This is a genomic window from Hymenobacter coccineus, assembly GCF_001816125.1.
Lineage (GTDB): Bacteria > Bacteroidota > Bacteroidia > Cytophagales > Hymenobacteraceae > Hymenobacter > Hymenobacter coccineus.
Genome location: NZ_MDZA01000210.1, coordinates 13,893 through 36,356, shown reverse-complemented (window position 1 = coordinate 36,356; position 22,464 = coordinate 13,893). Strand labels below are relative to the sequence as shown.

Genomic DNA, 22,464 nt, shown 5'->3' with positions numbered 1-22,464 from the left:
AAGGGAAGAGTTAAAAATCAATCCATCTGATTTTTAACTCTTCCCTTTTAACTAATCTTTGACACTGTACACGAACTTGCCAACCGTTAACAAAAAATAAAGACGCGGCCTCGCCGACTACACGCTGGCCCCGCCATTAACCAGCAAATGCTGGCCGTTGACGAACGACGAGAGGGCGCTGGCGAAGAACTCGGCCACGTTGGCCACGTCTTCCAGCTCGGCCATGCGGCCCAGTGGGCTGGCTTCGATAAGCTTTTTGCGCTCGTTTGGGTAGGCGGCCGGGTCCACGAAGATGCCGGCGTGGTCCACGCCGTAGGGAATCAGGGAGTTGACGGTAATGCCGCGGGGGCCGATTTCCTTAGCCAGCACCTCAACTAAGTAGCGGGGCGTGGTTTTGCTGCCCCCGTACACGGCCATGCCCGGCATGGGGAAGGCGCTGGTGCTGGAGCCCACGTAGAGGATGCGGCCGTGGTCTTCGACGTGGCGGGCGGCGGCTTGCAGGGTGAAGTAGGTGCCCTTCGTGTTAAGGGCAAACACCTGGTCGAACTGCGCTTCGGTGAAGTCCAGAACCGGGGTTTCGACCAACTCGATGCCGGCGTTGGCGACCACAATATCGATTTTGCCGAAGGCCCGCTTGGCCTCGGCAAATAGCCGCTCGATGTCGGCTACCCGGCTCATGTCGGCCTGCACGGCGACGACCTGGGCCCCCATCCCCTCGATGGTGCGCACGACCTCCTCGGCCGCCGCCTTATCCTTGGAGTAGTTGAGGACCACGCGGGCCCCGAGCGCGGCGTAGCGCTCGGCAATGGCCCGGCCCAGGCCCCTGGCGGAGCCCGTCACTACCGCTACCTTATCGGCTAACGTATTCATGGCAAGTTGATTATAAGTGAGAATAATGGGTCCCGCAGGGTCCTGGCCGCGGCGAACTAGCTAGCCTTTCAGCTTGCCCATAAACGCCCGGAAGGCTGGCAGAAACTCCGCGAACAGCGGGTGGCTCCGGTTGCGGAGCATCACCTCGCTGAACAGCTTGAGGCCGATGGCAAACTCGGTGGCCTGCTGCGCGTCCTGGAAAGGGTCTTTTTCCCGCAGGCGGCGGATGATATCGAACACTTCATCGTGGTTTTCAAACTCCAGCTGCATGGGTTCGGCCAGGTTGGCGGCCCCGCTGGCCAGGGCCAGTGGCTCCAGTGTCAGGCGGTATCGGTTGGCGCGTTTGGCCATTGGGTGTGGGGTGAGGAGGGGTGCGCGGTTTTAGCCTTGGATAGTTGTCCTGAAATCGTCTGTCATTGCGAGCGCGGCAATCGCCCCGCTAAAACGCCGCGACCGCGCCCACGGTGGCGTCCCAGAACTGGCCGCTTTCCGTGTTGGTCACGATGCCTTGGTAGAGGCCGTCGGCGGCCTGCTCCGGGGTCAGGGGGGCTTGGTCGCCGCCGAGCTTGGTTTGCACCCAGCCGGGGTGCATGGGCGTTACGCGGATGTGGCGCTCGGCCAGGCGCTTGGCCAGCATGGCGGCGTACATGTTCACCGCCGCCTTCGAGAGGCGGTAGCCGGGGCCGTTGGGGGCCGCGTTGCGGGGCAGGCCCATGTTGCTGGAAATGAAGATGACCTGGCCGCCCTCGTTCAGGTGGGGCAGCAGCGGCTCGGTCAGGAAGACCGTGCCGGTCACGTTGGTGTCCAACGTCTGCGCGAAGGCCGCCCGGTCGGGTGCCACGGCGAACACGTCGGGGGCCGCGCCGGCGTTGTTCACCAACAGGTCCACGCCGCCGGGGGCCAGGGCCGCAATCCGGCCCACGGCCAGCTCGATGCTGGCGTCGCTGGTCACGTCCAGGGACACGATTTGCAGGTTTTCGTTCGCCGGGCCCTCCACGGTGCCCGTGCGGGTCGTGCCGATGACGTGGTAGCCTTCGGCCAGCAGCTTGTGGGCCAGCGCCAGGCCGATGCCGCTGCTGATGCCGGTAACGACGGCCGTTTTGGGGGAAGTGCTCATGAGATTCTTTCGCTTAAATGAATTGGGAGGGGTAGGCCGTCGCGAAATCGCCTGACCTAAAAAGGTTTAGCTGCGGGTTGCGAATAGCTTATTTCAACGCGAACATCGCGTAGTCTTGGAAGGCGCCTTGTTCCAGGTGCCAGGTGTGGGTGAGCTTGCCGTCTTTCAGGTAGTGGAACTCGTGCAGCGCGATGGACACCCGGTTGCCGGTGCCGCTCACGCCGGGCACCTGCTGCTGGTTGGTGAAGACGATTTCGGCGCGCACCCCGGCCCGCTCGTGGGTGCCGAACAGCTCGTGCAGGATGATTTCCACGTCGGGGAAGGCGGCGGTGAACTTCACGATGATGTCCTTCAGGCCCTGCGGGCCGTCGGCCTGGCCCGGACCGAGCGGAATGTCTTTCCAGTCGGGGGTGCACACCTGGTCCAGCAGCTCGGGCTGGTGCAGCTTCCAGGCACCGTAAAAGGTTTCGATGGCCTGAATCTCTTCGGCGGTCAGGGGCTGGGGGTTGGGGGTTGGCAGTATCATGATTGGGGGTGTAAAGTGGGAGTTGGTGATAAAGAAGTTGTGACTGATTACAACGCTTGGCGCGGGGCTCTGCCTCGTGACGGGTTACTACCCGGCCTCCGGCCGGGCCAAAAGCCGGTTTTTCGGGCAGAGTATTCGTCAAAAGCCGGTTTTTTCGAGTAGGGTAGTGTTCTGGTTCTAGCGTTGTCGTTCTTCCGGCCAGAGGCCGGATAGTAATCGGCACGGGGCAGGGCCCCGCGCCAAAGCTGCTTGGGTCGGGTCAAAAGCCGGTTTTCTTGAGCAGGGCACGATGCTTTTGTGACCCCAGCGGCTACGCGAAGGCCCCGTTGGCCCCAAGGTTCTGGCCGGAAATCCAGCGAGCATGGTCGCTGGCCAGGAAGAGCACCACGTCGGCAATTTCCGGCGGCTCGGCGATGCGGTTGAAGGCCGACATGCCGGCGATGCGGGCAATGACTTCCGCCGACTTGCCCTTGGTGAACAGCTCCGTATCGACCGGGCCCGGCGAAAGGGTATTGACCGTGATGCGGCGCGGCCCCATCTCCTTGGCAAACACCCGTGTGAGCTGCTCGACGGCCCCCTTGCTGGCGCAGTACGCGGCGTAGTTGGGCATCATCACCCGCGTGGTCGAGCTGGAAAAGTTGATGATGCTGCCGCCTTCGGCCAGCTGCGTGGCCGCTTCGCGCAGGGTGTTGAACACGCCCTTGACGTTGACATCCATCATGCGCTGGAAATCCTCGTCGGTCGTGTCTTTGAGCGGGGCCAGGGCCATGATGCCGGCGTTGTTGACCAGCACATCGACCCGCCCGAAGCGGGCAATGCTTTCGGCAAACAGCCGCTTCACGTCGGCCGGCTGGCTCACGTCGGCCTGCACGGCCAGGGCCTGCCCGCCGGCTTCGGCAATGGCGGCCACTACGGCGTCGGCATCGGCCAGGCTCCCGGCGTAGTTCACAATAACGTGGGCCCCGGCGCGGGCGGCGGCCTGGGCAATGGCTGCCCCGATGCCCCGCGAGGCCCCGGTTATCAGCATCACTTTGTTTTCGAGCGTCAGCATAGCATTATTGGTCCTTTGGGCTGCTTGTCGTAATTCAACAAGACAAAGGTCCGGCGGCTAACGGGCGGAAAAAGTGCGAATAACCCCGCAAAAAGTACGAATTCCTAAGAAGCTGTTTGAGTTAGGCTGTAAGAGTGCTGGCAGGGTGTAGAGACGCATATTTGCGTCTCGTCGTTGAACTCGTCGTTGAACGATTTCGGCCACTTAGCGCAAACGACGAGACGCAAATATGCGTCTCTACACCCTGCCAGCACTTACTCAAACAGCCTCTAAGATGCCAGGCCCTGGTTTTCCTTCCGGTAGCGCAGCGGCGATACGAGCGTGTGCTTCTTGAAATACGTGCTGAAGTGGGCCGGCTCGGCGAAGCCGAGGCGGTAGGCAATTTCCTTCACCGCCACCGACGAGCTTTGCAGCAGCGCCTTGGCTTCGGCAATGTTCTTGTCGGCTATCCAGGTGCCAATCGTGCGGCCGGTTTTGACTTTGATAACCGTGCTCAGGTAGTTGGGGTGCAGCTGCTGGGCATCGGCGTAGTCCTGCACCCGGAACGCCTGCTCGGCCCGCCCGGCGGCCAGGTCGCGGTAGTGCTGCTCGAGCAGCCGCTTGAAGCCCCGCACGATGTCGGAGCTGCGGTTGCCCTCGTAGATGGGGCTGTAATCCAGCCCGAAATGCTCGTTGAGCTTGAGCAGCAGCGCCAGCAGCAGATGCCCCATCAGCCGCTGCCGGAAGGGCGAGCGGGACACGTATTCGCGGTGCAATTGCAAGTAAAGGCGCTCGAACTCCGCGAACACGGCCGGCGGCACGGTCAGGGCCGGAAACGTCTCGGCCAGCAGAAACGGGAACTCCTCGAAAACCGCCGGGTGCACGTGCGCGCGCAAAAAGTCCTCGCTGAGCGTCACCAGGTACACTTCTTCCAGGGCCTGGTACTCGAAGGCGCGGAAGTGGCCGGGGTTGGTGAAGTACACCGTGCCGGGCCAGAGCGAAAACTGCTGCTCATCGACCACGTACCGGCCGCGGGCGCTCTTGACGAAGACGAACACGAAGAAATTGAGCCGGCTCAGCGGCGCGGTAAACGGCAGGGGCTGGTGCAGGTCGGCCAGGTTAAAGACTGTGAAATCGGGCTGCGCCGCCATCAGCGCCACCGGCCAGCCCAGGTCCTGGTACTGCTCGTGAAGGGTCTGGTATAGCCGGCTGCCGGGATGTTTCATATTGAATATGAGCGATTTACGATTGACTGGCGTAGCATGTTGTTCGGAATATTTTTGAGGCTTGCGTTCGCCAGGGCCGCCCACTTTCGGCAACATGGGCCGCTCCCTTTGGTTCGGCTTGCAAAAATGTACCCCGAGTGAGCTTAACGTTGCGCGGCCAACGAAGTAGCAAGCTTCAGGGCCGGAATTCTCGTGCCCATCCGCTGGCCCCAGACAGCCGACAACGGTTGCTCCATTCCGCACGCTGCCCGATGCTGCCGCCGCGGCGCAGGGGCTGCTGACCAAGGGCTGGCTGGTGCGGTCGGGGGCCGAGCTCTGCCTCCAAAGTCCGGCCGGAATTCGCATCACCAGCGCCCGTCTGCAACCGGGCCAAGTGGAACTGCTCTTGGCCGACCTGCCCGGGGTAACCGGGGTAACCACCCCCACCGCCAAGACATCCTTCGCGTAGCCGGCGCGGCCAACCCCCTCTGCTTGCAAAGGGGCTGGCTTTCTTTGGGGCGTTGCTTGCTGAGGAGGGGGAGGCGCCCGAAGAAGGCTCCCCCGCAGCGCCAAATGTGCCTTTGAAACCACCCTTTTTAGCAAGGCCCAATCCAACCGCGCCCAACGCCGCCGTGTCGAAGTACTGGCTTTGGTTGAGAGATTCGTCCCAAAGCCACACCTGACCCATACACTGCTTTGAGAACGGCGAAGGAGGCACGGAAACGGCCATTAGACCTCATGGGTGGAATTTTAAGCCCTTCAGTGCTTTGTCTACTTGCTTGTTTTCTCCGTACATGACAATGCCCACCAGGTCCAGCTCAGCATCGGGCAGGCCGGCAATAATCGCCAGGTTCTCCGCCTCGTTTTTAGTGGCAAACAAGGGCCGGGGGTAGATACCCAACCGCACCCCGCGTTCCCGCGCCCGCTCGAAGGCCTTGCGCACATCGGCCGAAGTGTCGGCGCGGTACACGAGCACCGGGTGCTTGAGGAAGGGCAAGAACGTCGAGCCGGAGGCGGTGACAAACGCCTGCCCGTGCGTTTCCGGAAATTGAATCGCAATCGCGCTGCTTAAAAACGCCGTGACGTTGAGTTTTTGCCACTCCAGCAGGTCGCCGCTCAACAAAATGGCAATTTTGTGGTCGTACATGCGCTTGATTTTTTACGTAAGGAAGAGTTCCATCTGGATGTTGCACCGCTCGTAAGGCGAAGGGGTGCCCGCGACGGTTTTTTGAAAGCCGAGCTTGTAGTACAGGTTCAGCGCCGGGCCGAGCCGGGTGTTGCTTTCCAGGTACAGGCGGGTGGCCCCCAGGGCGCGCGCTTTGGCCACCACGGCCTGGCCCAAACGGAGGCCGATGCCCAGGCCCTGCGCGTCGGGCGCCACCGCCATTTTGGCCAGCTCGTAGGTGTGCGCGTCCATTCTGAGGAGGGCACAGGCCCCCACAATGGTGCCTTGATACGCCGCCAGCGCAATGTAGCCGCCCCGTGCCAGAATGTATTCTTCCGGGTGGTCGAGCGCCCGCAAATCGGCGGGCTCCACGCGAAAATACCGCTCAATCCACTGCAGGTTGAGGCGCTTGAAATCGGCTTGGTACTCCGACGCGTAGGCCAACAATTCTATTTCGTGCCCCACGCGCCGGTCCCGAACGGCCTTCACGCGGCTCGGCAGGTCGCGGCGCGAGAGCGCGTGCTCGGCCTCGCCAATGGCCAGCCAGAGGTTGTGGCGGGTTTCGGCCAGCAGCGCGTCGGTAGCCTGGCGCACGTCGGCGGCCTGCGCTTGCAGCGCAGGCCACAGGGCCGCTCCTTTTTCAGTTGGGCGAATGACGCTGCGTCGCAGGTCGGCCGCCCCGCGCTCCGCGGTAACTAAACCCTGCTTGACCAATTCCTTCACTACCTGGCTGACCGCCGCGTGGGTGTGGCCCACGTGCTGCGCGAGTTCGCCAATGGACTGGCCGGGCTGTTCTGCCACGGTGTAAAAAACCGGAAACCACCGCGGCTCCAACGGCAGGTGGTAGAGGGCATACACCTCGGCGGATTGCACCGTTAGTTGTTCGCTCATCCGCCGCAAGCGGCTACCCAGGGAAGCGGGCCCCAGTTGCTCAAAGAAATCCATCAATTCCGTTTCTAACAAGCTTACGTAAGTTCTTACAAATATAAGTGGGGAATGCTTGATAGTCCACCTTTGAAATTTGAACCAGATGCGACTTTTGGACCAAAATTTTAACCAAGGCCACCATTGCCGTAGGCGGCGACATCAGCTACAGCGGCACAACCGATAAAGTGGAGGACTCTTCGCGAGGGGGGCGCACCACCGAGAATTTTTACAGTCAATTCGTTTTTAAGCCCCAAGCGGCTTACTTCGTGGCCGACAACGCGGCGCTGGGCCTGAAAATCAGCCTGACGGCCAGCCGACTCGCCAAAATTGATGGGAGCACTACCGTGACCTCGAAGGCGGCCACGCTGTTGCGTGTGGGGGCGTTTGGGCAGTACTACCACATGCTGAGCGAACAGTTTGGGGTGGTGGGCACCGTGGACGTGGGCTACCAGCGCCAGTTTGTGCCCGCAGGGGATGCTACTGGCAGCGGCGTTTACGCGGCCCTTACGCCGAGCATTATTTTCCTGCCGGTGCCCAAGTTTGGCATCACCGCCTCCGTAGGCAGCATCGGGTACGACCGCCTCTCGTTTACATCGCCCGGTCAACCCGACAATATTGCCATTAAGAAAACTACTTTTGGCGCGGTCTTCGGCCTCGCTCAATTACTTTTCGGCGGCACTTATTTCATTGGTCGTTAGATTTTTACCCACTCAACAATAAGGCATCCTATTACCGGTTGGTCGTCCTCGTCAATCGCCTTGACTGGGTGCGCAAGGACAGGGCCGGCCAGACGGCCACCGCGCCCATTGGCGGCCGGGTGGCGTGGATAACGACGCTGTGGTGGCGCAGCTATTTATAGCGGATGACTTCGGCGATGCGTCAGCGCTGGATAATCAATCTCCTCGACGCCGAGTTGCTGCTTATCGTAAAGCGTTTCGGCTATGCTGGCCGGGCGTTTGGCTTCAACTCTCACCTCTGTTCTTTCTATGAATTTAGCAAACAACACCGTACTGCTCACGGGCGGGGCCACCGGTATCGGTCTGGCCTTCGCCGAGCGCCTGCTCGCGGCCGGCAGCCAGGTCATTGCCGTAGGCCGCCGGGCCGACAAGCTCCGCGAGGCCCAGCAACGGGTGCCGGGCCTGCTCACCCACGTCGCCGACCTGGCCCAGCCGGCCGCGCGCGTGGCCCTGGCCGCGTGGGTGCAGCGCGAGCACCCGCGCCTGAACGTACTCTTCAACAACGCGGGCATCCAAAACCGGGTGGCCGTGGCCGAACTGGCCACCTCGCCGCCCGCCTGGGAGCAGGCGCACTCAGAAATTGCCATCAACCTCGACGCGCCCATTCACCTGTCGGCCCTGCTGCTCAAGCACCTGCAGGGCCAGCCGGGAGCCACTATTATCAACGTGACGTCGGGGCTGGCCTTCACGGCCTGGGCGGCCGCGCCCGTGTACTGCGCCACCAAAGCGGCGCTGCACTCGTTCACCCAGTCGCTGCGCTACGAGGCCGCCAAGCTTGGCGTGGCGGTAGTGGAAATCGTGCCGCCCGCCGTCAACACCAACTTGAGCGGGGCCGGGCAGCACACCCACGGCGAGCCCCTCGCTGCCTTCGCCGACAGCGTTCTGGCTCGCCTGGCGGCCGGCGAACTGGAAATTGGCTACGGCAGCGCCGAAACCCGCCGCTTGGCCGGCCGCGAGCAGTTGGATGCTTACTTCCACCAGTTGAACCCCTAGACTACCGCGCCGGTCCCGGACGTTGACCGCCCAGGGCCGGCTGGCTAACTTCAGATTTTCCGCTTACCCAACAGCACCAAAACCGTCGGCTACCTAGTTCGACCAAGACGTTAAGGAGTTATCCCACTTCTCGTTTGCCTTTAAAAACCGGTTTGGCCTGGCTCCCTCGCAGCTCGCGAAGCAGCCGCCTGCCGGGGCCACCCGAACGAGTTGCGCATTCGACCGACCGCCCACTCCAACCCGCATCCCTTTATGGCCAGCAGTGATTCGTTGTTTCGGGCGCTCAGCCAGCATCAGAACCTGCCCATTCGGCTGGTAGCGCCGGGCTTTGGTCACGTGTCGCCGGAAGCCGCCGCGCCCTATGCGGCGACGCACCGGCTGTCGTACTACTTCTTTTTTTTCCTGTGGGAGGGCGCGGCCGAACTCAAGGTGGACCTGGAAACATTCGCGGTGGCGCCGCAGGAATTGGTGTTCGCGCTGCCGCACCAGGTTCGGCAGGTGCCAGCTCCCACGCCCGGCAACGGGTACTACAAGCTGGGCTTGCAGCAGGCGTGCCTGGCCCGGCTGCCCCGGCACTACCCCTTTTTGCTGAATCCGCTCAATCAACAAAAAATACGGTTTACCGCTCCGGCGGCGGCCCGGGTCAGCGCTATTTTTGGGTTGCTGACGGGGTTGCTGCGCACGCCGGATGCCCACCCGGAACTCATTTTGGTGCAGCTCCATAGCCTGTTCACCGAAATCGACGTAGCGTATTTTGCGGCAGCGGAAAAGCCGGCGGATGAGCGGCTCACGAAATACCTCCAATTCGGCGTGTTCGTGGAGGACAACCTCACCGAACACCCCACCGTCGGGCAGATTGCCGCCGAGCTGGCCGTGAGCCCTGACAGCTTGTGCCAGCTCGTGAAACACTACGCCGGCCTTTCGCCCAAGGAGTTCATCACCAACCGCCTCATGCTGGAGGCGCAGCGTCGGCTCTACTACGGGGAGTGGACTTCCGTGAAGGAGCTGGCGTTTGAGCTGGGCTTCCACGACCCGGCCTATTTTTCGCGCTTATTTAAAAAAGTGACCGGCCAAACCGCCGCTACCTTCTTGGGGTTGATAAACCAACAGGGTAAAACCTCCGTCTCGGCGCATCAATTGGCTACTGATAAGGTGGGGGCGCACCATGCGCGCGTAACTAATTAGCAGCCGTGTCGGGTATTAGGAGCTAGCACGCTTGGTCATTTTGACTACAACAAAGGGCGTTTTGATTAAATCTGTTTTTCAAGCGGGGGCGACCTTTGTATCGTCAACAAAAACGAAATGCCCTCTTATGAAAGCAGTTAGAATCCATGCCTTTGGCGGACCGGAGGTCCTGCAACTGGAAGAAGTAGCGCGGCCGGTACCGGCGGCCGATGAAATTTTAATTAAGGTGTACGCCAGCGGCGTAAACCCGGTGGACTGGGTGGTTCGGGAAGGCGGCAACGACGTGCTGCGGCCTTATCTGACGCTGCCCCTGACCCTGGGCTGGGATGCGGCCGGGGTGGTGGAAGAAGTCGGCAGCGAGGTAACCGGATTTCAAATAGGCGACGCCGTGTACGGGATTCCTAATTTTCCCGGCGATGGCAGCTACGCCGAGTATTGCGCGGCCAAAGCCAGCCAGTTTGCCCGCAAGCCCGAGAGTATTGGCTTTATGGCGGCGGCGGGGGTGCCGCTGGCCGGCCTCACGGCCTGGACGGCCCTCTTCGCGCACGGCAAGGTGCAGGCCGGCCAGCGCGTGCTCATTCAGGGGGCCTCGGGGGGCGTGGGGGGCTTCGCCGTGCAGTTTGCCAAAGCCCGGGGCGCGTACGTCATCGGCACCGCATCGGCCGGCAACCTGGACTACGTGAAGCAGTTGGGAGCCGACGAGGTGCTGGACTACCGCAGCCAGCAAGTGGGGGAGCTACTACACGACGTGGACGTGGTAATGGAAGCCTCGCCGATGCGCGACAATGCCGAGCGGCTGAAGGTGGTCCCCGTCCTGAAGCAGGGCGGCATCTTCGTCACGGTTAACATCGATGCGCCGTTTGACGGGGCCGTCCTGGCCGCCCTAGCGCAGAAGCAGGCCACCGGCGAGCTGGCCCCTAACCAGGCCCGGCAGGAGTGGCTCCAGGAAATCGCCAAGCTCATTGATGCGAACCAGGTGCAAGTCCTCGTGAGCCAAGCCTATCCGCTGGCCCAGGTGGCCGATGCCCACCGCGAAAGCGAAACCTGGCGCGTGCGGGGCAAGCTGGTATTGGAAGTGCAAAAAGAAGGCGCACCGGGATGAAGCACTGCAAAACGATAAGCGAACTGCATCGGTTTTGGAAGGTGCCGCCCCCCCTGCATCCGCTTATCAGTGTAGTCGACATTGGGGACATTGGGCCGCTGGATAGCGAGGAGCCCATTACAATGGCGCTGGATTTTTACGCTATTTCTGTAAAAAGAATGCAGAACGTCAGGGTAAAATACGGGCAGCATCCGTTTGATTTTAACGAAGGCATTCTCTATTTCACGTCGCCCAGCCAGGTATTCAGCGTTTCGACTGCTAACAAGGACAAAGAAGTAAAAAAATCAGGATGGGTGATAAACATGCATCCTGATTTTATCTGGAATACCCCGCTGGCCAAAACGATTAACCACTACGATTTTTGGGATTATTCGCTCCGGGAAGCCTTATTTCTTTCGGCCAGGGAAGAAGCGGCCATTACGAACATACTGGTGGCTATTCGGCAGGAGTATGAATCCAACATTGACCGATTTAGCAAGCAAATTATCGTCTCGCAAGTGGAAGGGTTGCTGCATTACGCGGACCGGTTTTATCACCGCCAGTTTATTACCCGCGAGAAAGCCAACCATGAGGTGCTCGAACGATTGGAAATGCTGCTTCATGAATACTTCGACCGCGCTGATTTGACAGAAACAGGCTTGCCCACCGTTCGGTACGTGGCCGACTGCCTGCACCTGTCCCCCAAGTATTTGAGTAACCTGTTGCGCGTCGTTACCGGACAAAATACGCAGCAACACATTCACGCCCGGCTGATAGCCAAAGCCAAAGAAAAATTAGCTACTACCCGTCTGACCGTCAGCGAAATTGCCTACGAGTTAGGGTTCGAGCATGTGCCTTCGTTCAGCAAGCTGTTCAAGGCCAAGACGAACCTGTCGCCTTTAGCGTTTAGAACCTCTTTTGCTTGACTGAAAAACGAACTGTACCGGCTTGAATCAGCGGTTTTGCCCTGTTTGCTGAACAACAACCCTTCTCGCGGGATTTGTCCTGACCTTACCGGGTTTCGTCCAGCACTACGGCCGGCCGGGCCGCCGAACTTTGTGCGCACAATTAAACCAACGCACAAAATGAGCACCCAACCCGAAAAAATACTGCTGACCGGCGTAACCGGCCTGGTGGGAGCCCGTCTGCTCCCGCGGCTTATCGAAGCCGGCCACAACTGCCGCATCCTGGTGCGCCACGCCAAGGATGCGCCGGCCGGCGTGCCGGCCGTGGTGGGCGACTTGTTCAACCCGGCCGCGCTGGCCGAAGCGGTGCAGGATGTTTCTACCGTTATTCACCTGGCGGCGGTGTTCCGCACGCCGGACACGGACCTGATTTGGAAGAGCAACCTGGAGGGCACGCGCGGCCTCCTGGCGGCCGTAAAAGCCCACGCGCCCACGGCCCGCTTCATCATGGCCAGCACCTCCAACGTGTACCGCAACGACCAGGGGCACCCCGGCCGGGAAGCGGATGCCGTGACGCCGCCGCAGGCCTACCCGGCCAGCAAGGTGGCGGCGGAGAAGGAAGTGCGCGAAAGCGGCCTCAACTGGGTCGTGCTGCGGTTTCCTTTCGTGTACGGCGACGGCGACGGCCACCTCGAAGACTTGCCCAAGTACGCGGTAGCGGGCAAGTGGCACCCCGCCATGCGCATGAGCACCATCCACCACCGCGACATCGCCACGGGGATGCAGTTGGCCCTGACCGGCAAGCTGGACGGCCGCATCGTGAACATCGCCGACGATGCCCCGACCACCATCTACGAGCTGGCGCAGCTGGTGGGCAAACCCCTGGACGCCTCGGCCGAGCCGCTGGCCAACCCCTGGTACCTGATGAGCGACGCTTCCCTGGCGCGCAGCCTCGGCTTCGAGCCCGTCGTCCGGACGGTGTACCAGGCCGCGCAGGAGAAGATTATGTAAGGGGTAGCACAAGAGTCATCCGACCGACCGCCCACTCAAACCCGCATCCTTTTATGGCCAGCCGTGATTCGTTGTTTCGTGCACTCAGTCAGCACGAGCGCCTGCCTGTTCGACCACTCGCGCAACTGCCCTAACGGGAATTTTTGTTCTTACGCTTGTGCTGCCCCCTTAAAGGTTGACGTGGAGCTTATTTATACGCATAAGTGGCATAGCCTCCGTCAACAAGCAGCTCTGTTCCCGTGATGTAGCTGGCATCATCCGAAGCCAGAAACAGGATTGTTTTGGCCACCTCTTCCGGTTGCGCCAATCGTTGCAGCGCCGTCGTTGCGGCTATATGACCCAATGCTTCTTGGGGTATCACGCTTAGCAAACCGTCCGTTGCAACGGGCCCAGGACTGACAATGTTGACGCGTATTTTTTTGGCTGCCAGTTCGTTTGCCGCTATTTGCGCAATCTTGTTCAACGCGCCTTTGGTCGCCGCATACACGCTCGTGTTGAGATTGGCGGCGGTGGCCGCCGCCGAAGAAGTGAACACCACCGCCGACCCTTCGGCCAGATAAGGCATCAGTTTCTGCAACGTGAAGTAATTCCCTTTCACGTTGGTGTTGAACTGGGCATCGAAGTCGGCTTCGGTCATGTGTTCAATCGGCGCAAAAACCCCGATGCCCGCGTTCAGCAGCAGCACGTGGACGGTTTTTATGCTCCCCGCCACCGCTTTTTCCAACTCGGTTACGCCGGCTAGACTGGAGGTATCGGCCGCAATCGTTTTTAGGTTAGGGCTATTGAGCTTTGTTGCGGCGGCCTGCAGGTTGCCTTCGCTCCGGCCAGTTATCCAAACGTTGGCACCGGCATCGAGAAAGGCTTGCGCGGTGGCAAACCCGATTCCAGTGCTGCCGCCCGTGATGACGACATTTTTTTTCGAGAAATTCATGTTGCGTGAGTGATGTGGGTTGGTGCAACCACCAGGATGGGCTGCTGCTACTTACATGCTTTTTGGCAAGCATTTACACGATGGCGCTGCCTTATCTGGCAATAGACGCAGCCAGGCCTGGTGGCTGGTGCAGCAGAAAATATCCTGCTTGCCTAGTGCTGCCTGCCTGGCAATTACGCAGGCAGGTTAACGTCGTAGCTTCGGCTAACCTCAAAGACGGTCACGGAACGCGACTCGATACGGAGCTGCATTGCCTCCGCCAGCACCCGCTGAAAATCTTCGTTGGCGACGTGCTTGTCAATTGCCTGTTGATTTTCCCACCCTTCGGTGAGGTGAAAAATTGCTGGATTGCTTACGTCCTGTGCGGCGAGGAGAAAGGCGTTTCCTTCTCGCTGCCGCGCATCCTCGGCCATGCGTTGGGTAATGTTTTTGAATGCTTCAGCATCCCCAGGGTTTACCTGATAGGTAGTTTTTACCAACAGTGCGGGCGTTGACTGATTTAATTTCATGATTACAATGAGTTAGTGCTTGTGAACGGTTGCGCAACGCCGCGGGCCGCGCTGACGCAGCCAGAATACCACCGCTAGCAACACCAGCAGCACCAGCGCCGGCACGCCGTTGGCCAGTCCGCCGGGAATTTTGGTGGCGTGCATTACCACCGCGCCGAGCATGACGACCAGTAGCCCCAGCGCGGCGGGGCGGGTGAAGCGCGGCACCAGCAGCCCGATGCCGCCTAGCACTTCGGCCCCGGCCACGACGTACGCCAGGGTGCCGGGCAGCCCGATGCCGCTGAACATGGCCAGGGTACCGGCCAGGTCGGTGAATTTTTTGAAGCCGGAGGCAATAAAAGCCAAGCCGAGCAGCACTTGCAGTACCCAAGCGACGATGTTACGAACAGAAGGAGACATAAGAATGTGAATTTTAAAAGAGCGTGTGAATTTTAAAAGAAGGGAATGGTGCGCCTTGGTTAGTTCGCCCTCAGGCGCGCATGGGCACGTCAATCAGCAGCACCCGCGCCGGGCTGAGGGCCTTCACCGTGAGATGAGCCGTGTCCCAGGTGCCCAGCCCGTCGTAGGCCGCCAACTGCCGGCCATCGATGTCCACTTCGCCGGCCAGCACCAGGGCGTACACGCCGTTGCCCGGCCGTTTGATGACGTAGGTCGTGGAGCCGCCCGGCGTGAGCGTACCGAGGTGGAGCCACGCCCGCTGCCGCAGCTGCACCCCGGCCAGGCCTTCCTCGGGCGAAGCCACTTGCACGAGACCGTTGGGGGTGGGCGCGTAGGCTTGCTGGTCGTAGCGCGGGGCCGCCCCCGTCTGGTCGGTGGCAATCCAGATTTGCAGGAAGTGGGCCGCCTCGTGCGGGCTGTGGTTTTTTTCGCTGTGGGCGATGCCGGAACCCGCGCTCATCACTTGCACTTCGCCGGTCCGAATCACGCCGTGGTTGCCGAGCGAATCCTCGTGGGCAATGGCCCCGGCCAGGGGGAAGGTGAGGATTTCCATGTTCTGATGCGCGTGCATCCCGAAGCCCCGCCCCCCGGCCACGGTGTCGTCGTTGAGGATTTGCAGCGCGCCAAACGCCTGCCGGTTGGCGTCGTACGCCCCGCCCGCGTTAAAGCTGCGGTAGGCATCGAGCCAGCCCAGGTTGGCGTGGTGGCGGGTAGCGGCGGGATGAAACAGGGTGGAGGCCATGTGAGTGGAGATGGAGTTACTGGAAATTTTCCGCGTCGGCGCGGTGCTGGAACGGATGGGGGGTAGGGAGCCGGCTGCGTCCGCCCCGCTACGCCGGCTCGGTTGCTGCTTAGACGTGTACGCCGTCGAGGGCCGTGGCCAGGGCCGTGGGCTCCAGGGCGGGGTTGGAAGTGCCTTCCACGCGGGCCACCGTCACGTCGGTGAGGCCGATGAAGCCGAGCACGGTCTGCAGGTACGGCGACACGAAGTCGTAGGCTTTCATGAACCCGTCCGAATACACGCCGCCGCTGGCCATCGCCACGTACACTTTCCGGTTGGGCACCAGGCCCTCCGGCCCGTTGGCCCCGTAGCGGAACGTGACCCCGGCCCGCACGAGGTGGTCAATCCAGGCCTTGAGGTTCGAGGAAATGCCGAAATTGTAGAGGGGCGCTCCGATGACGATGACGTCGGCGGCCAGCAGTTCGGCGATGACCTCATCGGAGTGGCGGGTCGCTTCCCGCTGGGGAGCGGAGCGCTGCTCGGCGGGCGATTGAAACGACTGGATGGTGGCTTCCTCCAAATGCGGGAAGGGGTGCGTCACCAGGTCGCGCACCTGGACGGTGCTGCCGGGATGCGCCGTTTGTAGCTTCGCCACGATGCCGTTGCTGAGGCGGTGGCTGTACGAGGCGGCGCGGGGGCTGGAAATAACGTGCAGGATGTTCATATAAGATTGGCAAAGCCCGTAGGTACTAAAAGAAAGTGAATGGGTGGTTTAGGATTGCTTAAAAGCGGCCGCCAAGTTGCCCAACACCCCCAACTGCCCGAACAGGATGGTCCCGGCGGTGTAGCAGTGGAAGGATTTCACCTTGCCGTTTTCGAGGTGAAAAACGTCGCAGCAGGGCGTATGAATTGCCTTGCCCGTGGCGGGAATCGTGCCGGCCGGCAGGGCCAGCGGCCCCTGGTGGGTGCCGTTGAGCAAGAGTTCGACCACCACCACGTCGTCGGCGACGTACACCTGGTCGAGGGCCCGGTGCATGTCCGGGAAGGCGTCCGCGTACACCGTGACGGTAAGGCCCAGTTGCTCGCCGGCGTATTTCTTGTCCGCCGACACGTCCCAGAAATACCCGTCGGGCGTGAACAAGGCGACAAATCCCTTAATATCTTTGGCTTCGGCGGTCTGATAGACGGCGCGGATAACGGCTTCGTTTGCGGTTTGCATGGCGTTAATGATGGATTGGTAACAACACTGCGAAGGTCCGCGCGGGTGGTAGCGGCTTCCATTGACATTTGTCAAAAAAGCGGCTGGTTACTTTCGGCCCGCTCCTGAGCCAGCCGCGGCTGGTCAGCTAGAACGACCGAGGCCTCGGGTAACTACTGACCTACAAAGCGGTTTCTCTCCGGAAAATGCCGGTTATTTGCGGGCTGGTTTCACGCGTAAGGAGGGTGCCCATGTTTGCCGTTTTCGAGAAGTACCTGTTGAACAAGGCCGATTTCACGCCCCTTGAAATCGAGCGCATTCGGGCCGCGACCGTGGTCCAGACCTTGCCCAAGCGCCACTATTTAGTGAAAGCCGGCGAGGTGTGGCCCTACCAGGCGTTCGTCGCCAGCGGCTGCCTGCGCACCTACACGGTGGACGAGAAGGGAGCCGAGCACATCCTCCATTTTGCGGTGGAAAACTGGTGGGCCGGCGACCAGGAAAGCCTCACCACGGGCCAGCCCACCCGCTACAACATCGACGCCATCGAGGAGTCGACCATTTTGCTGTTCAAAAAAGAGGAGTTGGCGCGGCTGCGCCAGGAGATTCCCGCGCTTGACGGACTCATCAACGCCACCCTGCACCGGAGCTTTCTGGCGTCTCAAAACCGCCTGCACGCGGCCATCAGCTTTTCGGCAGAGGAAAAGTACCGCGAGTTTGTGGCGAAATTCCCCGCGTTTGCCCAGCGCATTCCCCAGCACATGGTGGCCGCTTACCTGGGCATGACCACCGAAACGCTGAGCCGGGTGCGGCGCAAAACCTCGCTGCACGGGTAAGCGCGAGGTGGTCCAGTCAGGCAAGAGAGGGTAGGGTGGTATTTTTAAGTTGTTGAAGGCGAAAGCCTTGCGGGGTCTGGTAAATCCGCCCTTTTGGAAGAAGCTCAGACCGCCGAAGCTTCTTTTTTGCCAAATGGGGTGTTGTTAAACAAATAGGGGAAAACATCAGAGTCCGAGGCCAAGTAGCTTGGTCGCTCGTGATAAGGTGCAAAAGCGGCGTGAGAGCATCGAAACCGTATAGTCTTACACGCTCCTTAACGCAATCGAAACAGGGCAGCGAAAACGAACGTTATGACTATTACTTTGTCCGCAACTGTGCAATACATTGGCCGTCGAAGCACTAATCACCGAGGATGCGTGGATATGCCGACAAGTCGGAGGTTTTGCCCTATTTGTTTAACAACACCCTCATGGGCTACTTTTTGGACTTCGACAAATAAGATGTTGGGCGGAACTTTCGCCATTCCAGGACGGAGCGAACCCAATACGGTGCCGCTACTTCTGCTGGCGGTGTGGCACGTTACCAGCCTTCTGCGGTGGCTAGGGCCGGGTCAATGATGCGGCACAACTGGATGAATTCGGCTTTGGTGTCGATGCTGTTTTGCAGGACGCCGGCGCGGGGGTCCGTTCCGTCGCTGTAGGTGCATTCGTGCCCAATGGCCCGCAGCTGCTCGTACGCCGGGCTTCCCGTATCGACGGTATGCACGAACTCTACCCGCGTGATAAAATCCAACTCCATAACGTCCACCAGATACCCAAAATGCGCTTTCTTTTGGGTTGAATCCGAGTGGTTTTGGATATAGATTTCAGCCGTATCGGTGATGGGCTTCACCACCTGGTCGGCGGGACCGACGGGTACGCCGTGCACCGAAAGCAGGGTTAACGTCGTTCGACCGGGCGACACTTCGTAAATCTCGCCGCTCACGGGGTACTCCCGCAAGAGGCGCCCTTGCGCATCGCCATAGGCGATGAAGGAGTTGTGCTTAATCGCCTCGTCGCGGAAATCCATGGGAAATAGCTTGGTTACCGTTGGTCTTCCTTCTAAACACGCCTAACTCGACAAATCGTGCTCTGGGTCCTCCTCGTTCCCGTTCAACGCCACGGCGACCAACTTCGCAATGTTTTTAAGCTTGGTGGTCTCTTTCGCTTGGGGGTGTTGCAGCGCGGCCAGGATGGCCCGCAACCGCTTACGCAGATTGTACGCCTTTCTCTGGTGGGCTCTCGGCGAGTTCAGGGCGGCCTCTAACTCCTGTTCCAGCCGCCGCGTCTTCTGGCGTTCCTGTTGCAACTGGCTGCTGACGGTTTCCAACTCGTCCTGAATCAGATTGCGCTCCCGGCGCAGGGCGTCCGTGCGGCTGACTTGGGGCGTTTCGTGGTAAAAGGCCGTGGCCAGGTCTAGGGCTTGATGGCCAATCGCGACCGGAATGCCGGCCGCTTGCAAGGCCGCTTTGGCCTGCTGAATGTGACCGGGCGTGATGCTGGAAAGTTCGCTCATGGGGCTAGGACAGCTGCGCGAACCGCTCCCGCTGCTGAATGTGCCGCACCACGCCGTTTGCCCAACGGGCCGGCTCCGCCTGCACTTCGAGCACCTTTCCCTTTTCAATGAGGGCCGCCGTTTGGTAGCCCGTAGCCCGGTCCGTATTGTCCACCAGTCGGATATGGTCAAAGGCGAGGTAATGCTGTTTGAGCAAGGAAAGGGATTGGTAGTAGCGGTGCTCGATGATGGCCGGGGGCACGTCGTGCCCCCCCTCCTTCACCCGCTGCTGCACCCGAAACCGGCACTCCTGCACCGAATCCAAACCGATATACACCAGTTCGACGCGGTAGCCGGCGGCCTTCGCACCGGCAATCAGCTTGTAGTTGTCTGCGGTGGCCAGGTTGTTTTCAATCGAAAAGGAGGCCCGCGCCGCCAGCAACTCCTTAATCCGGGCGGCGGTTATTTCCCCGACTTCAAACCCGCTCAGTTGGGGGTACCGCTGCTGGAGCACGTCGCCGTTTACCTGCTCGACGGGCTGCTGCGCCGTTTCCTGGAAGCGCGCAAACAGCGTCGATTTTCCCGCGCCGTTGGGGCCGCCGAAAATGTGTAGCACGGGCTTCTCTGGGCTCATTTACCGCTCACCACCGCTTGTAAACGGGTCGTTGGCAAGGCAACGTCTACGGATTCAGTGACTGGCACCGAGGCCAGAACCAGGGAACCAGGGCTAGCCTGAGCGGCGGCGGCTTTGGCTCGCACCTTCGCCAGATTGTCGCGGCGAAACGCTGGAGTATCTATCGTCGTCAGGAAAGTGGTCAGTTCGGATTCCATCACCAATGAGCTTTAATGCACTGCTAAAACAAAGATACCGCCGGGTTCGTGTCAAAAAAACAACGCTCTTTCTCCCTACCGCCCTACTTCTTACGTGGTTTGCACTTGGTCCGCCTCCGTTTTTGCAATGGGTGTAACGCCCTTCACCAACTGCCCCTGCAAGGAAAGCAAGGTCAGTTGCTGGGCAGCGTTCTGTTCGTACACCTGGCCACTGCCTGGGTACTCCACTAGCATTCGCCCCTGCCTGTCTCGATAGATAATAGACGAATTGTAGGCCGCTGCTTTTCGGCGGATTTCGGTCTGGATGCGCCGCTGAAAATCAGGGTCATTAATCAATTTATCGAGGTGGGCTAAGCGGCTCATGGTTTTAAGATGAGGGTTGTTAAACAAATAGCCCGGCTGCTTTCAAGCGCCTGGCAGCGGCGTGCCAGTTAGCGGACTCAATCCCGTTGGCGGTAGGTGAGTTGGGCACTGTTCCAATCCAGCCAACGGCGCACGGTGTAGCAGTGAGTGCATTCCATCAGCAACTCGGTGGCCACCGGCTGAACCGCTACTACTTCCTGATGGGCATGTAAGGTCTGCTGCGCGCAACTGCGACAAAACAGCAGTTCGTTGGCCGCTAGACAGTCTTCCAAAAATTGTAGGTCGTCAGATAACATGGGCTTATGGGCTATTCGCCACTGGTATTATGTGGCAGCAAAGCAGTGGGGGCAAAACGATACGGGGTCGCCTCCACTACTACGGGCTGGCCGGTATCGGCTGGCACACCACCAATAGAGAGCAGGGTCAGGGTCTTGCCGTCAGCGTTGGTTTCGAAAATCTCCTCTGTGGCCGGGTACTCGCGGACCGTGCGTTTCTGCGCGTCCACGTACACAATATAGGAGTTATTGCGGCGGGCGGTGCCGCTCACCACATCCTCGAATCTTTCCTGAAATCCCGGGCTTTGCAGCATCGCGCCAAGGTCTTCCAGGCCCGGCGGACGCGGCGCGTAGCGGGCCTTGAGCATAGCATCAGTCAGTTCAATTACTTGCTCGATGCTCAGTTCCCCGTCTACGTGGCGCTGCATCAGCGCCAGGCTCTCCGGGCTGGGCGCGGTGCCGGCACTCGACGCGATGGCCACCGCGTTGTTGGCGTGCCGCTCCCGCTCCTGGTAGTCGCGCAGTTGGTCGGGGGTAAGACCAGCCGGGGCAGGCTGAAAATGAGTCTTGGGCATAACAGCAGGTGGTTAAGAAAATGAACCGGTAGTACCCGCACGGGCAAGGCATTGCCTCGCACGGCGGCCGTCAGGCTAAGCCGGCGTCCCTGCGGGCGGTGTCGGCCGCGTTAGCCGTATGCTCCTCGATAGCTCGAAACGCCCACCCCCGTTCCTCCTGGTGGGTAATGAGCTGCGCGGTATGGGTCGCCCCGGCCACGTCGCCTAGTTGCACCTGGGCCTTGGCAATGTCGGACAGGTAGTAAGACCGGAAATAGCCGCTTTTCGGGTCGCCCTCGCTGAACCCTTCGGCTCGCTCTCGTGCCTGAACCAGGGTGTACCGGGCGGCTTCCCCGTCGCCTGCCTGCTGCTGGGCCTCGGCAATCTGCTTCATCACGCTCACGTACCGAAATCCGCTTACGGTGGCCGCCAGCCACTGCGCCCCGGCCACATCGCCCCGTTGCAGCAGCACCTTGACGACGGCTCCGATTAGGTCGCCCCTCGTGTCGTCGTAAGGCAGCCGCTGCGCCGTGGCCACGGCCGCCAGCAGCTCGCCGGCCTGCACCTGGGCCGTGGCCACGGCCTGCACGGTTTCGATGTGGGAGTGTCCGTTATGTCCACTCGGAAAGGGATTGATGGCGCGCACGGCTCCCGCGAGGTCACCGGTCCGTATCAGTTCCTGCACCTGCTGGTAATAGCTGTATCCCCGCGCACGGGCGGCGTCTTCGTCGCGTTTGTCGGCGCGCTTTTGCGCGGGGGTCCACTGCTCACGCGGGGTTATCATCCTTATTGTCGCGGGGTCCGGTTTCGCGTCGAAAAAACTAGGCCTTTTGGCCGATTGGGGGACGGCTTTTTCCCCCTTTTGTTTTTTGGTTTCGTCGTTCAACATAAGGTTATTTCTCGGACATGTCTTGGAATCCGTGCCGGTTTTGGCGTTCGACCAGCCGGCGCTACATTTAGCACTTTCACAAGTTAACCCTTCGTTTTATGAAGCCTTTTTTGCACTTGGTATTCCTCGCCGCAACGGCTGCCGAAATCCTCCATGACGGGTTGAGTAGCCTAATGCTTCCCCTCGAAAAGCAAGCCTCGCTGTTTATCCTCAGTTACGTCTCGGTGGTGCTATGCCACTTCTTTATCAAAAAAAGCGGCTTAGCCTTGCACTAGAAAATCGGCTAAGTTGTCCGGCAACGGATTATCTTCCATCTGTTGCGCAGCCTGCTCGGGGGTCAAGCCCGAAATCAGCAGTTGGTACGCCCGTAGAATAGCCACGTCCGGTTCGTCGTCGGGCGAAATGCCAAACTGATGGCCGGCAGCGAGTGGAGGATTCACGTAGCTCAGCAAAGCCATCCAAGCTGTGGTTTTGGGCGTATTCAGTTCCCCCGGGAAAGCCGCCGCCCGGTCCAACCACTTCCGGCACGCGAGTTCTGCATGCCACGCGAAACTGGACATGCGGAGGAAAGTATCCAGCTCATTATAGCGGGTAAACTGCGGGGCGTTTTCGGCCCAAAAAGAAGGCTTTTTGAAGGGTTGTTCCATCCTACAAGATACGCCAAAAACCTTGCTTTAGGGGTTTGTAAGGTCGTTT

The 22,464-nt window shown here is 60.4% G+C and carries 29 protein-coding genes; 7 read left to right on the top strand and 22 right to left on the bottom strand.

Annotated elements, in window-relative coordinates; translation table 11 throughout:
* Positions 1–117 precede the first annotated feature (117 nt).
* From BEN49_RS12845 to BEN49_RS12810, 8 genes are all read right to left on the bottom strand, one after another.
* Entirely contained in the window at positions 118–870 is a 753-nt protein-coding gene (locus tag BEN49_RS12845) for an SDR family oxidoreductase (protein WP_070744025.1), read from the bottom strand.
* A gap of 60 nt (positions 871–930) precedes the next feature.
* Positions 931–1,221, bottom strand: a complete 291-nt coding sequence (locus BEN49_RS12840) for a DUF3861 domain-containing protein (RefSeq protein ID WP_070744023.1) — start codon at positions 1,219–1,221, stop codon at positions 931–933.
* A gap of 88 nt (positions 1,222–1,309) precedes the next feature.
* A complete protein-coding gene (locus BEN49_RS12835; protein WP_070744021.1) occupies positions 1,310–1,987 on the bottom strand; it encodes an SDR family NAD(P)-dependent oxidoreductase in 678 nt (225 codons plus the stop codon).
* Between the two features lie 88 nt (positions 1,988–2,075).
* Complete coding sequence (locus tag BEN49_RS12830; protein ID WP_070744019.1) at positions 2,076–2,513, bottom strand: ester cyclase; 438 nt, start codon at positions 2,511–2,513, stop codon at positions 2,076–2,078.
* Positions 2,514–2,823: 310 nt separating this feature from the next.
* The gene (locus BEN49_RS12825) at positions 2,824–3,564 is read right to left on the bottom strand and encodes an SDR family oxidoreductase (protein ID WP_070744017.1); all 741 of its coding nucleotides are present in this window, start codon (positions 3,562–3,564) and stop codon (positions 2,824–2,826) included.
* Positions 3,565–3,833: 269 nt separating this feature from the next.
* Positions 3,834–4,769, bottom strand: coding sequence for a helix-turn-helix domain-containing protein (locus BEN49_RS12820; protein WP_070744015.1), 936 nt, complete (start codon positions 4,767–4,769; stop codon positions 3,834–3,836).
* A 715-nt stretch (positions 4,770–5,484) separates the two neighbouring features.
* Positions 5,485–5,895, bottom strand: coding sequence for a DUF2000 family protein (locus BEN49_RS12815; RefSeq protein ID WP_070744013.1), 411 nt, complete (start codon positions 5,893–5,895; stop codon positions 5,485–5,487).
* A 12-nt stretch (positions 5,896–5,907) separates the two neighbouring features.
* Complete coding sequence (locus tag BEN49_RS12810; RefSeq protein ID WP_204376105.1) at positions 5,908–6,804, bottom strand: bifunctional helix-turn-helix transcriptional regulator/GNAT family N-acetyltransferase; 897 nt, start codon at positions 6,802–6,804, stop codon at positions 5,908–5,910.
* 302 nt (positions 6,805–7,106) lie between these two features.
* On the opposite strand from BEN49_RS12810, the gene BEN49_RS12805 reads away from it, so the two are divergent.
* The 6 genes from BEN49_RS12805 to BEN49_RS12780 all read left to right on the top strand — a co-directional run bounded on the left by BEN49_RS12805 (position 7,107) and on the right by BEN49_RS12780 (position 12,752).
* Positions 7,107–7,538, top strand: a complete 432-nt coding sequence (locus tag BEN49_RS12805) for a hypothetical protein (protein ID WP_125916842.1) — start codon at positions 7,107–7,109, stop codon at positions 7,536–7,538.
* A 288-nt stretch (positions 7,539–7,826) separates the two neighbouring features.
* On the top strand, positions 7,827–8,570 hold the full coding sequence (locus BEN49_RS12800) for an SDR family oxidoreductase (RefSeq protein WP_070744009.1): 744 nt from the start codon (positions 7,827–7,829) through the stop codon (positions 8,568–8,570).
* A 252-nt stretch (positions 8,571–8,822) separates the two neighbouring features.
* The gene (locus tag BEN49_RS12795) at positions 8,823–9,755 is read left to right on the top strand and encodes a helix-turn-helix domain-containing protein (protein ID WP_070744007.1); all 933 of its coding nucleotides are present in this window, start codon (positions 8,823–8,825) and stop codon (positions 9,753–9,755) included.
* Between the two features lie 127 nt (positions 9,756–9,882).
* Positions 9,883–10,857 carry an NADP-dependent oxidoreductase gene (locus BEN49_RS12790; protein WP_070744005.1) on the top strand — a complete coding sequence of 325 codons (975 nt, stop codon included), beginning with the start codon at positions 9,883–9,885 and terminating at the stop codon, positions 10,855–10,857.
* Positions 10,854–11,762 carry a helix-turn-helix domain-containing protein gene (locus BEN49_RS12785; protein WP_070744003.1) on the top strand — a complete coding sequence of 303 codons (909 nt, stop codon included), beginning with the start codon at positions 10,854–10,856 and terminating at the stop codon, positions 11,760–11,762. The genes BEN49_RS12790 and BEN49_RS12785 overlap by 4 nt, the downstream gene beginning before the upstream one ends.
* A gap of 159 nt (positions 11,763–11,921) precedes the next feature.
* Entirely contained in the window at positions 11,922–12,752 is an 831-nt protein-coding gene (locus BEN49_RS12780) for an NAD-dependent epimerase/dehydratase family protein (protein ID WP_070744001.1), read from the top strand.
* A gap of 187 nt (positions 12,753–12,939) precedes the next feature.
* Here BEN49_RS12780 and BEN49_RS12775 read toward each other — a convergent pair whose 3' ends face one another.
* The 6 genes from BEN49_RS12775 to BEN49_RS12750 form a co-directional block, all read right to left on the bottom strand.
* The gene (locus tag BEN49_RS12775; RefSeq protein WP_070743999.1) at positions 12,940–13,683 is read right to left on the bottom strand and encodes an SDR family oxidoreductase; all 744 of its coding nucleotides are present in this window, start codon (positions 13,681–13,683) and stop codon (positions 12,940–12,942) included.
* Positions 13,684–13,856: 173 nt separating this feature from the next.
* The gene (locus tag BEN49_RS12770; RefSeq protein WP_070743997.1) at positions 13,857–14,192 is read right to left on the bottom strand and encodes a putative quinol monooxygenase; all 336 of its coding nucleotides are present in this window, start codon (positions 14,190–14,192) and stop codon (positions 13,857–13,859) included.
* A gap of 12 nt (positions 14,193–14,204) precedes the next feature.
* Positions 14,205–14,591, bottom strand: coding sequence for a DoxX family protein (locus BEN49_RS12765; protein WP_070743995.1), 387 nt, complete (start codon positions 14,589–14,591; stop codon positions 14,205–14,207).
* Between the two features lie 70 nt (positions 14,592–14,661).
* On the bottom strand, positions 14,662–15,372 hold the full coding sequence (locus tag BEN49_RS12760; protein ID WP_070743993.1) for a pirin family protein: 711 nt from the start codon (positions 15,370–15,372) through the stop codon (positions 14,662–14,664).
* A gap of 109 nt (positions 15,373–15,481) precedes the next feature.
* The gene (locus BEN49_RS12755; RefSeq protein WP_070743991.1) at positions 15,482–16,075 is read right to left on the bottom strand and encodes an FMN-dependent NADH-azoreductase; all 594 of its coding nucleotides are present in this window, start codon (positions 16,073–16,075) and stop codon (positions 15,482–15,484) included.
* 48 nt (positions 16,076–16,123) lie between these two features.
* Positions 16,124–16,570 carry a nuclear transport factor 2 family protein gene (locus BEN49_RS12750; protein ID WP_070743989.1) on the bottom strand — a complete coding sequence of 149 codons (447 nt, stop codon included), beginning with the start codon at positions 16,568–16,570 and terminating at the stop codon, positions 16,124–16,126.
* Positions 16,571–16,800: 230 nt separating this feature from the next.
* Between BEN49_RS12750 and BEN49_RS12745 the strand changes: the two genes are divergently transcribed.
* Entirely contained in the window at positions 16,801–17,382 is a 582-nt protein-coding gene (locus BEN49_RS12745) for a Crp/Fnr family transcriptional regulator (RefSeq protein ID WP_070743987.1), read from the top strand.
* A gap of 520 nt (positions 17,383–17,902) precedes the next feature.
* Here BEN49_RS12745 and BEN49_RS12740 read toward each other — a convergent pair.
* The 8 genes from BEN49_RS12740 to BEN49_RS12705 form a co-directional block, all read right to left on the bottom strand.
* Positions 17,903–18,391, bottom strand: a complete 489-nt coding sequence (locus BEN49_RS12740) for a hypothetical protein (protein ID WP_070743985.1) — start codon at positions 18,389–18,391, stop codon at positions 17,903–17,905.
* Between the two features lie 42 nt (positions 18,392–18,433).
* Positions 18,434–18,877: a hypothetical protein gene (locus BEN49_RS12735; protein WP_070743983.1), complete on the bottom strand. Its 444-nt coding sequence runs from the start codon at positions 18,875–18,877 to the stop codon at positions 18,434–18,436.
* A 4-nt stretch (positions 18,878–18,881) separates the two neighbouring features.
* Positions 18,882–19,472, bottom strand: a complete 591-nt coding sequence (locus BEN49_RS12730) for an ATPase (protein WP_158022895.1) — start codon at positions 19,470–19,472, stop codon at positions 18,882–18,884.
* Between the two features lie 14 nt (positions 19,473–19,486).
* Positions 19,487–19,687, bottom strand: coding sequence for a hypothetical protein (locus tag BEN49_RS12725; RefSeq protein ID WP_070743980.1), 201 nt, complete (start codon positions 19,685–19,687; stop codon positions 19,487–19,489).
* Between the two features lie 90 nt (positions 19,688–19,777).
* The gene (locus BEN49_RS12720; protein ID WP_070743978.1) at positions 19,778–20,050 is read right to left on the bottom strand and encodes a hypothetical protein; all 273 of its coding nucleotides are present in this window, start codon (positions 20,048–20,050) and stop codon (positions 19,778–19,780) included.
* 307 nt (positions 20,051–20,357) lie between these two features.
* Positions 20,358–20,900 carry an antitoxin VbhA family protein gene (locus tag BEN49_RS12715; RefSeq protein ID WP_070743977.1) on the bottom strand — a complete coding sequence of 181 codons (543 nt, stop codon included), beginning with the start codon at positions 20,898–20,900 and terminating at the stop codon, positions 20,358–20,360.
* A 70-nt stretch (positions 20,901–20,970) separates the two neighbouring features.
* The gene (locus BEN49_RS12710; protein WP_125916840.1) at positions 20,971–21,663 is read right to left on the bottom strand and encodes a hypothetical protein; all 693 of its coding nucleotides are present in this window, start codon (positions 21,661–21,663) and stop codon (positions 20,971–20,973) included.
* A gap of 365 nt (positions 21,664–22,028) precedes the next feature.
* A complete protein-coding gene (locus BEN49_RS12705) occupies positions 22,029–22,415 on the bottom strand; it encodes a hypothetical protein (protein WP_070743974.1) in 387 nt (128 codons plus the stop codon).
* Between the last annotated feature and the right edge of the window lie 49 nt (positions 22,416–22,464).

Coding starts and splice junctions, on each gene's coding strand:
- BEN49_RS12845 (WP_070744025.1), bottom strand. CDS start 870: ATGAATACGTTAGCCGATAAGGTAGCGGTAGTGACGGGCTCCGCCAGG.
- BEN49_RS12760 (WP_070743993.1), bottom strand. CDS start 15,372: ATGGCCTCCACCCTGTTTCATCCCGCCGCTACCCGCCACCACGCCAAC.
- BEN49_RS12830 (WP_070744019.1), bottom strand. CDS start 2,513: ATGATACTGCCAACCCCCAACCCCCAGCCCCTGACCGCCGAAGAGATT.
- BEN49_RS12795 (WP_070744007.1), top strand. CDS start 8,823: ATGGCCAGCAGTGATTCGTTGTTTCGGGCGCTCAGCCAGCATCAGAAC.
- BEN49_RS12710 (WP_125916840.1), bottom strand. CDS start 21,663: ATGATAACCCCGCGTGAGCAGTGGACCCCCGCGCAAAAGCGCGCCGAC.
- BEN49_RS12750 (WP_070743989.1), bottom strand. CDS start 16,570: ATGCAAACCGCAAACGAAGCCGTTATCCGCGCCGTCTATCAGACCGCC.
- BEN49_RS12840 (WP_070744023.1), bottom strand. CDS start 1,221: ATGGCCAAACGCGCCAACCGATACCGCCTGACACTGGAGCCACTGGCC.
- BEN49_RS12785 (WP_070744003.1), top strand. CDS start 10,854: ATGAAGCACTGCAAAACGATAAGCGAACTGCATCGGTTTTGGAAGGTG.
- BEN49_RS12735 (WP_070743983.1), bottom strand. CDS start 18,877: ATGAGCGAACTTTCCAGCATCACGCCCGGTCACATTCAGCAGGCCAAA.
- BEN49_RS12770 (WP_070743997.1), bottom strand. CDS start 14,192: ATGAAATTAAATCAGTCAACGCCCGCACTGTTGGTAAAAACTACCTAT.
- BEN49_RS12790 (WP_070744005.1), top strand. CDS start 9,883: ATGAAAGCAGTTAGAATCCATGCCTTTGGCGGACCGGAGGTCCTGCAA.
- BEN49_RS12715 (WP_070743977.1), bottom strand. CDS start 20,900: ATGCCCAAGACTCATTTTCAGCCTGCCCCGGCTGGTCTTACCCCCGAC.
- BEN49_RS12835 (WP_070744021.1), bottom strand. CDS start 1,987: ATGAGCACTTCCCCCAAAACGGCCGTCGTTACCGGCATCAGCAGCGGC.
- BEN49_RS12745 (WP_070743987.1), top strand. CDS start 16,801: ATGTTTGCCGTTTTCGAGAAGTACCTGTTGAACAAGGCCGATTTCACG.
- BEN49_RS12780 (WP_070744001.1), top strand. CDS start 11,922: ATGAGCACCCAACCCGAAAAAATACTGCTGACCGGCGTAACCGGCCTG.
- BEN49_RS12815 (WP_070744013.1), bottom strand. CDS start 5,895: ATGTACGACCACAAAATTGCCATTTTGTTGAGCGGCGACCTGCTGGAG.
- BEN49_RS12725 (WP_070743980.1), bottom strand. CDS start 19,687: ATGGAATCCGAACTGACCACTTTCCTGACGACGATAGATACTCCAGCG.
- BEN49_RS12765 (WP_070743995.1), bottom strand. CDS start 14,591: ATGTCTCCTTCTGTTCGTAACATCGTCGCTTGGGTACTGCAAGTGCTG.
- BEN49_RS12705 (WP_070743974.1), bottom strand. CDS start 22,415: ATGGAACAACCCTTCAAAAAGCCTTCTTTTTGGGCCGAAAACGCCCCG.
- BEN49_RS12820 (WP_070744015.1), bottom strand. CDS start 4,769: ATGAAACATCCCGGCAGCCGGCTATACCAGACCCTTCACGAGCAGTAC.
- BEN49_RS12755 (WP_070743991.1), bottom strand. CDS start 16,075: ATGAACATCCTGCACGTTATTTCCAGCCCCCGCGCCGCCTCGTACAGC.
- BEN49_RS12800 (WP_070744009.1), top strand. CDS start 7,827: ATGAATTTAGCAAACAACACCGTACTGCTCACGGGCGGGGCCACCGGT.
- BEN49_RS12810 (WP_204376105.1), bottom strand. CDS start 6,804: ATGAGCGAACAACTAACGGTGCAATCCGCCGAGGTGTATGCCCTCTAC.
- BEN49_RS12825 (WP_070744017.1), bottom strand. CDS start 3,564: ATGCTGACGCTCGAAAACAAAGTGATGCTGATAACCGGGGCCTCGCGG.
- BEN49_RS12775 (WP_070743999.1), bottom strand. CDS start 13,683: ATGAATTTCTCGAAAAAAAATGTCGTCATCACGGGCGGCAGCACTGGA.
- BEN49_RS12720 (WP_070743978.1), bottom strand. CDS start 20,050: ATGAGCCGCTTAGCCCACCTCGATAAATTGATTAATGACCCTGATTTT.
- BEN49_RS12740 (WP_070743985.1), bottom strand. CDS start 18,391: ATGGATTTCCGCGACGAGGCGATTAAGCACAACTCCTTCATCGCCTAT.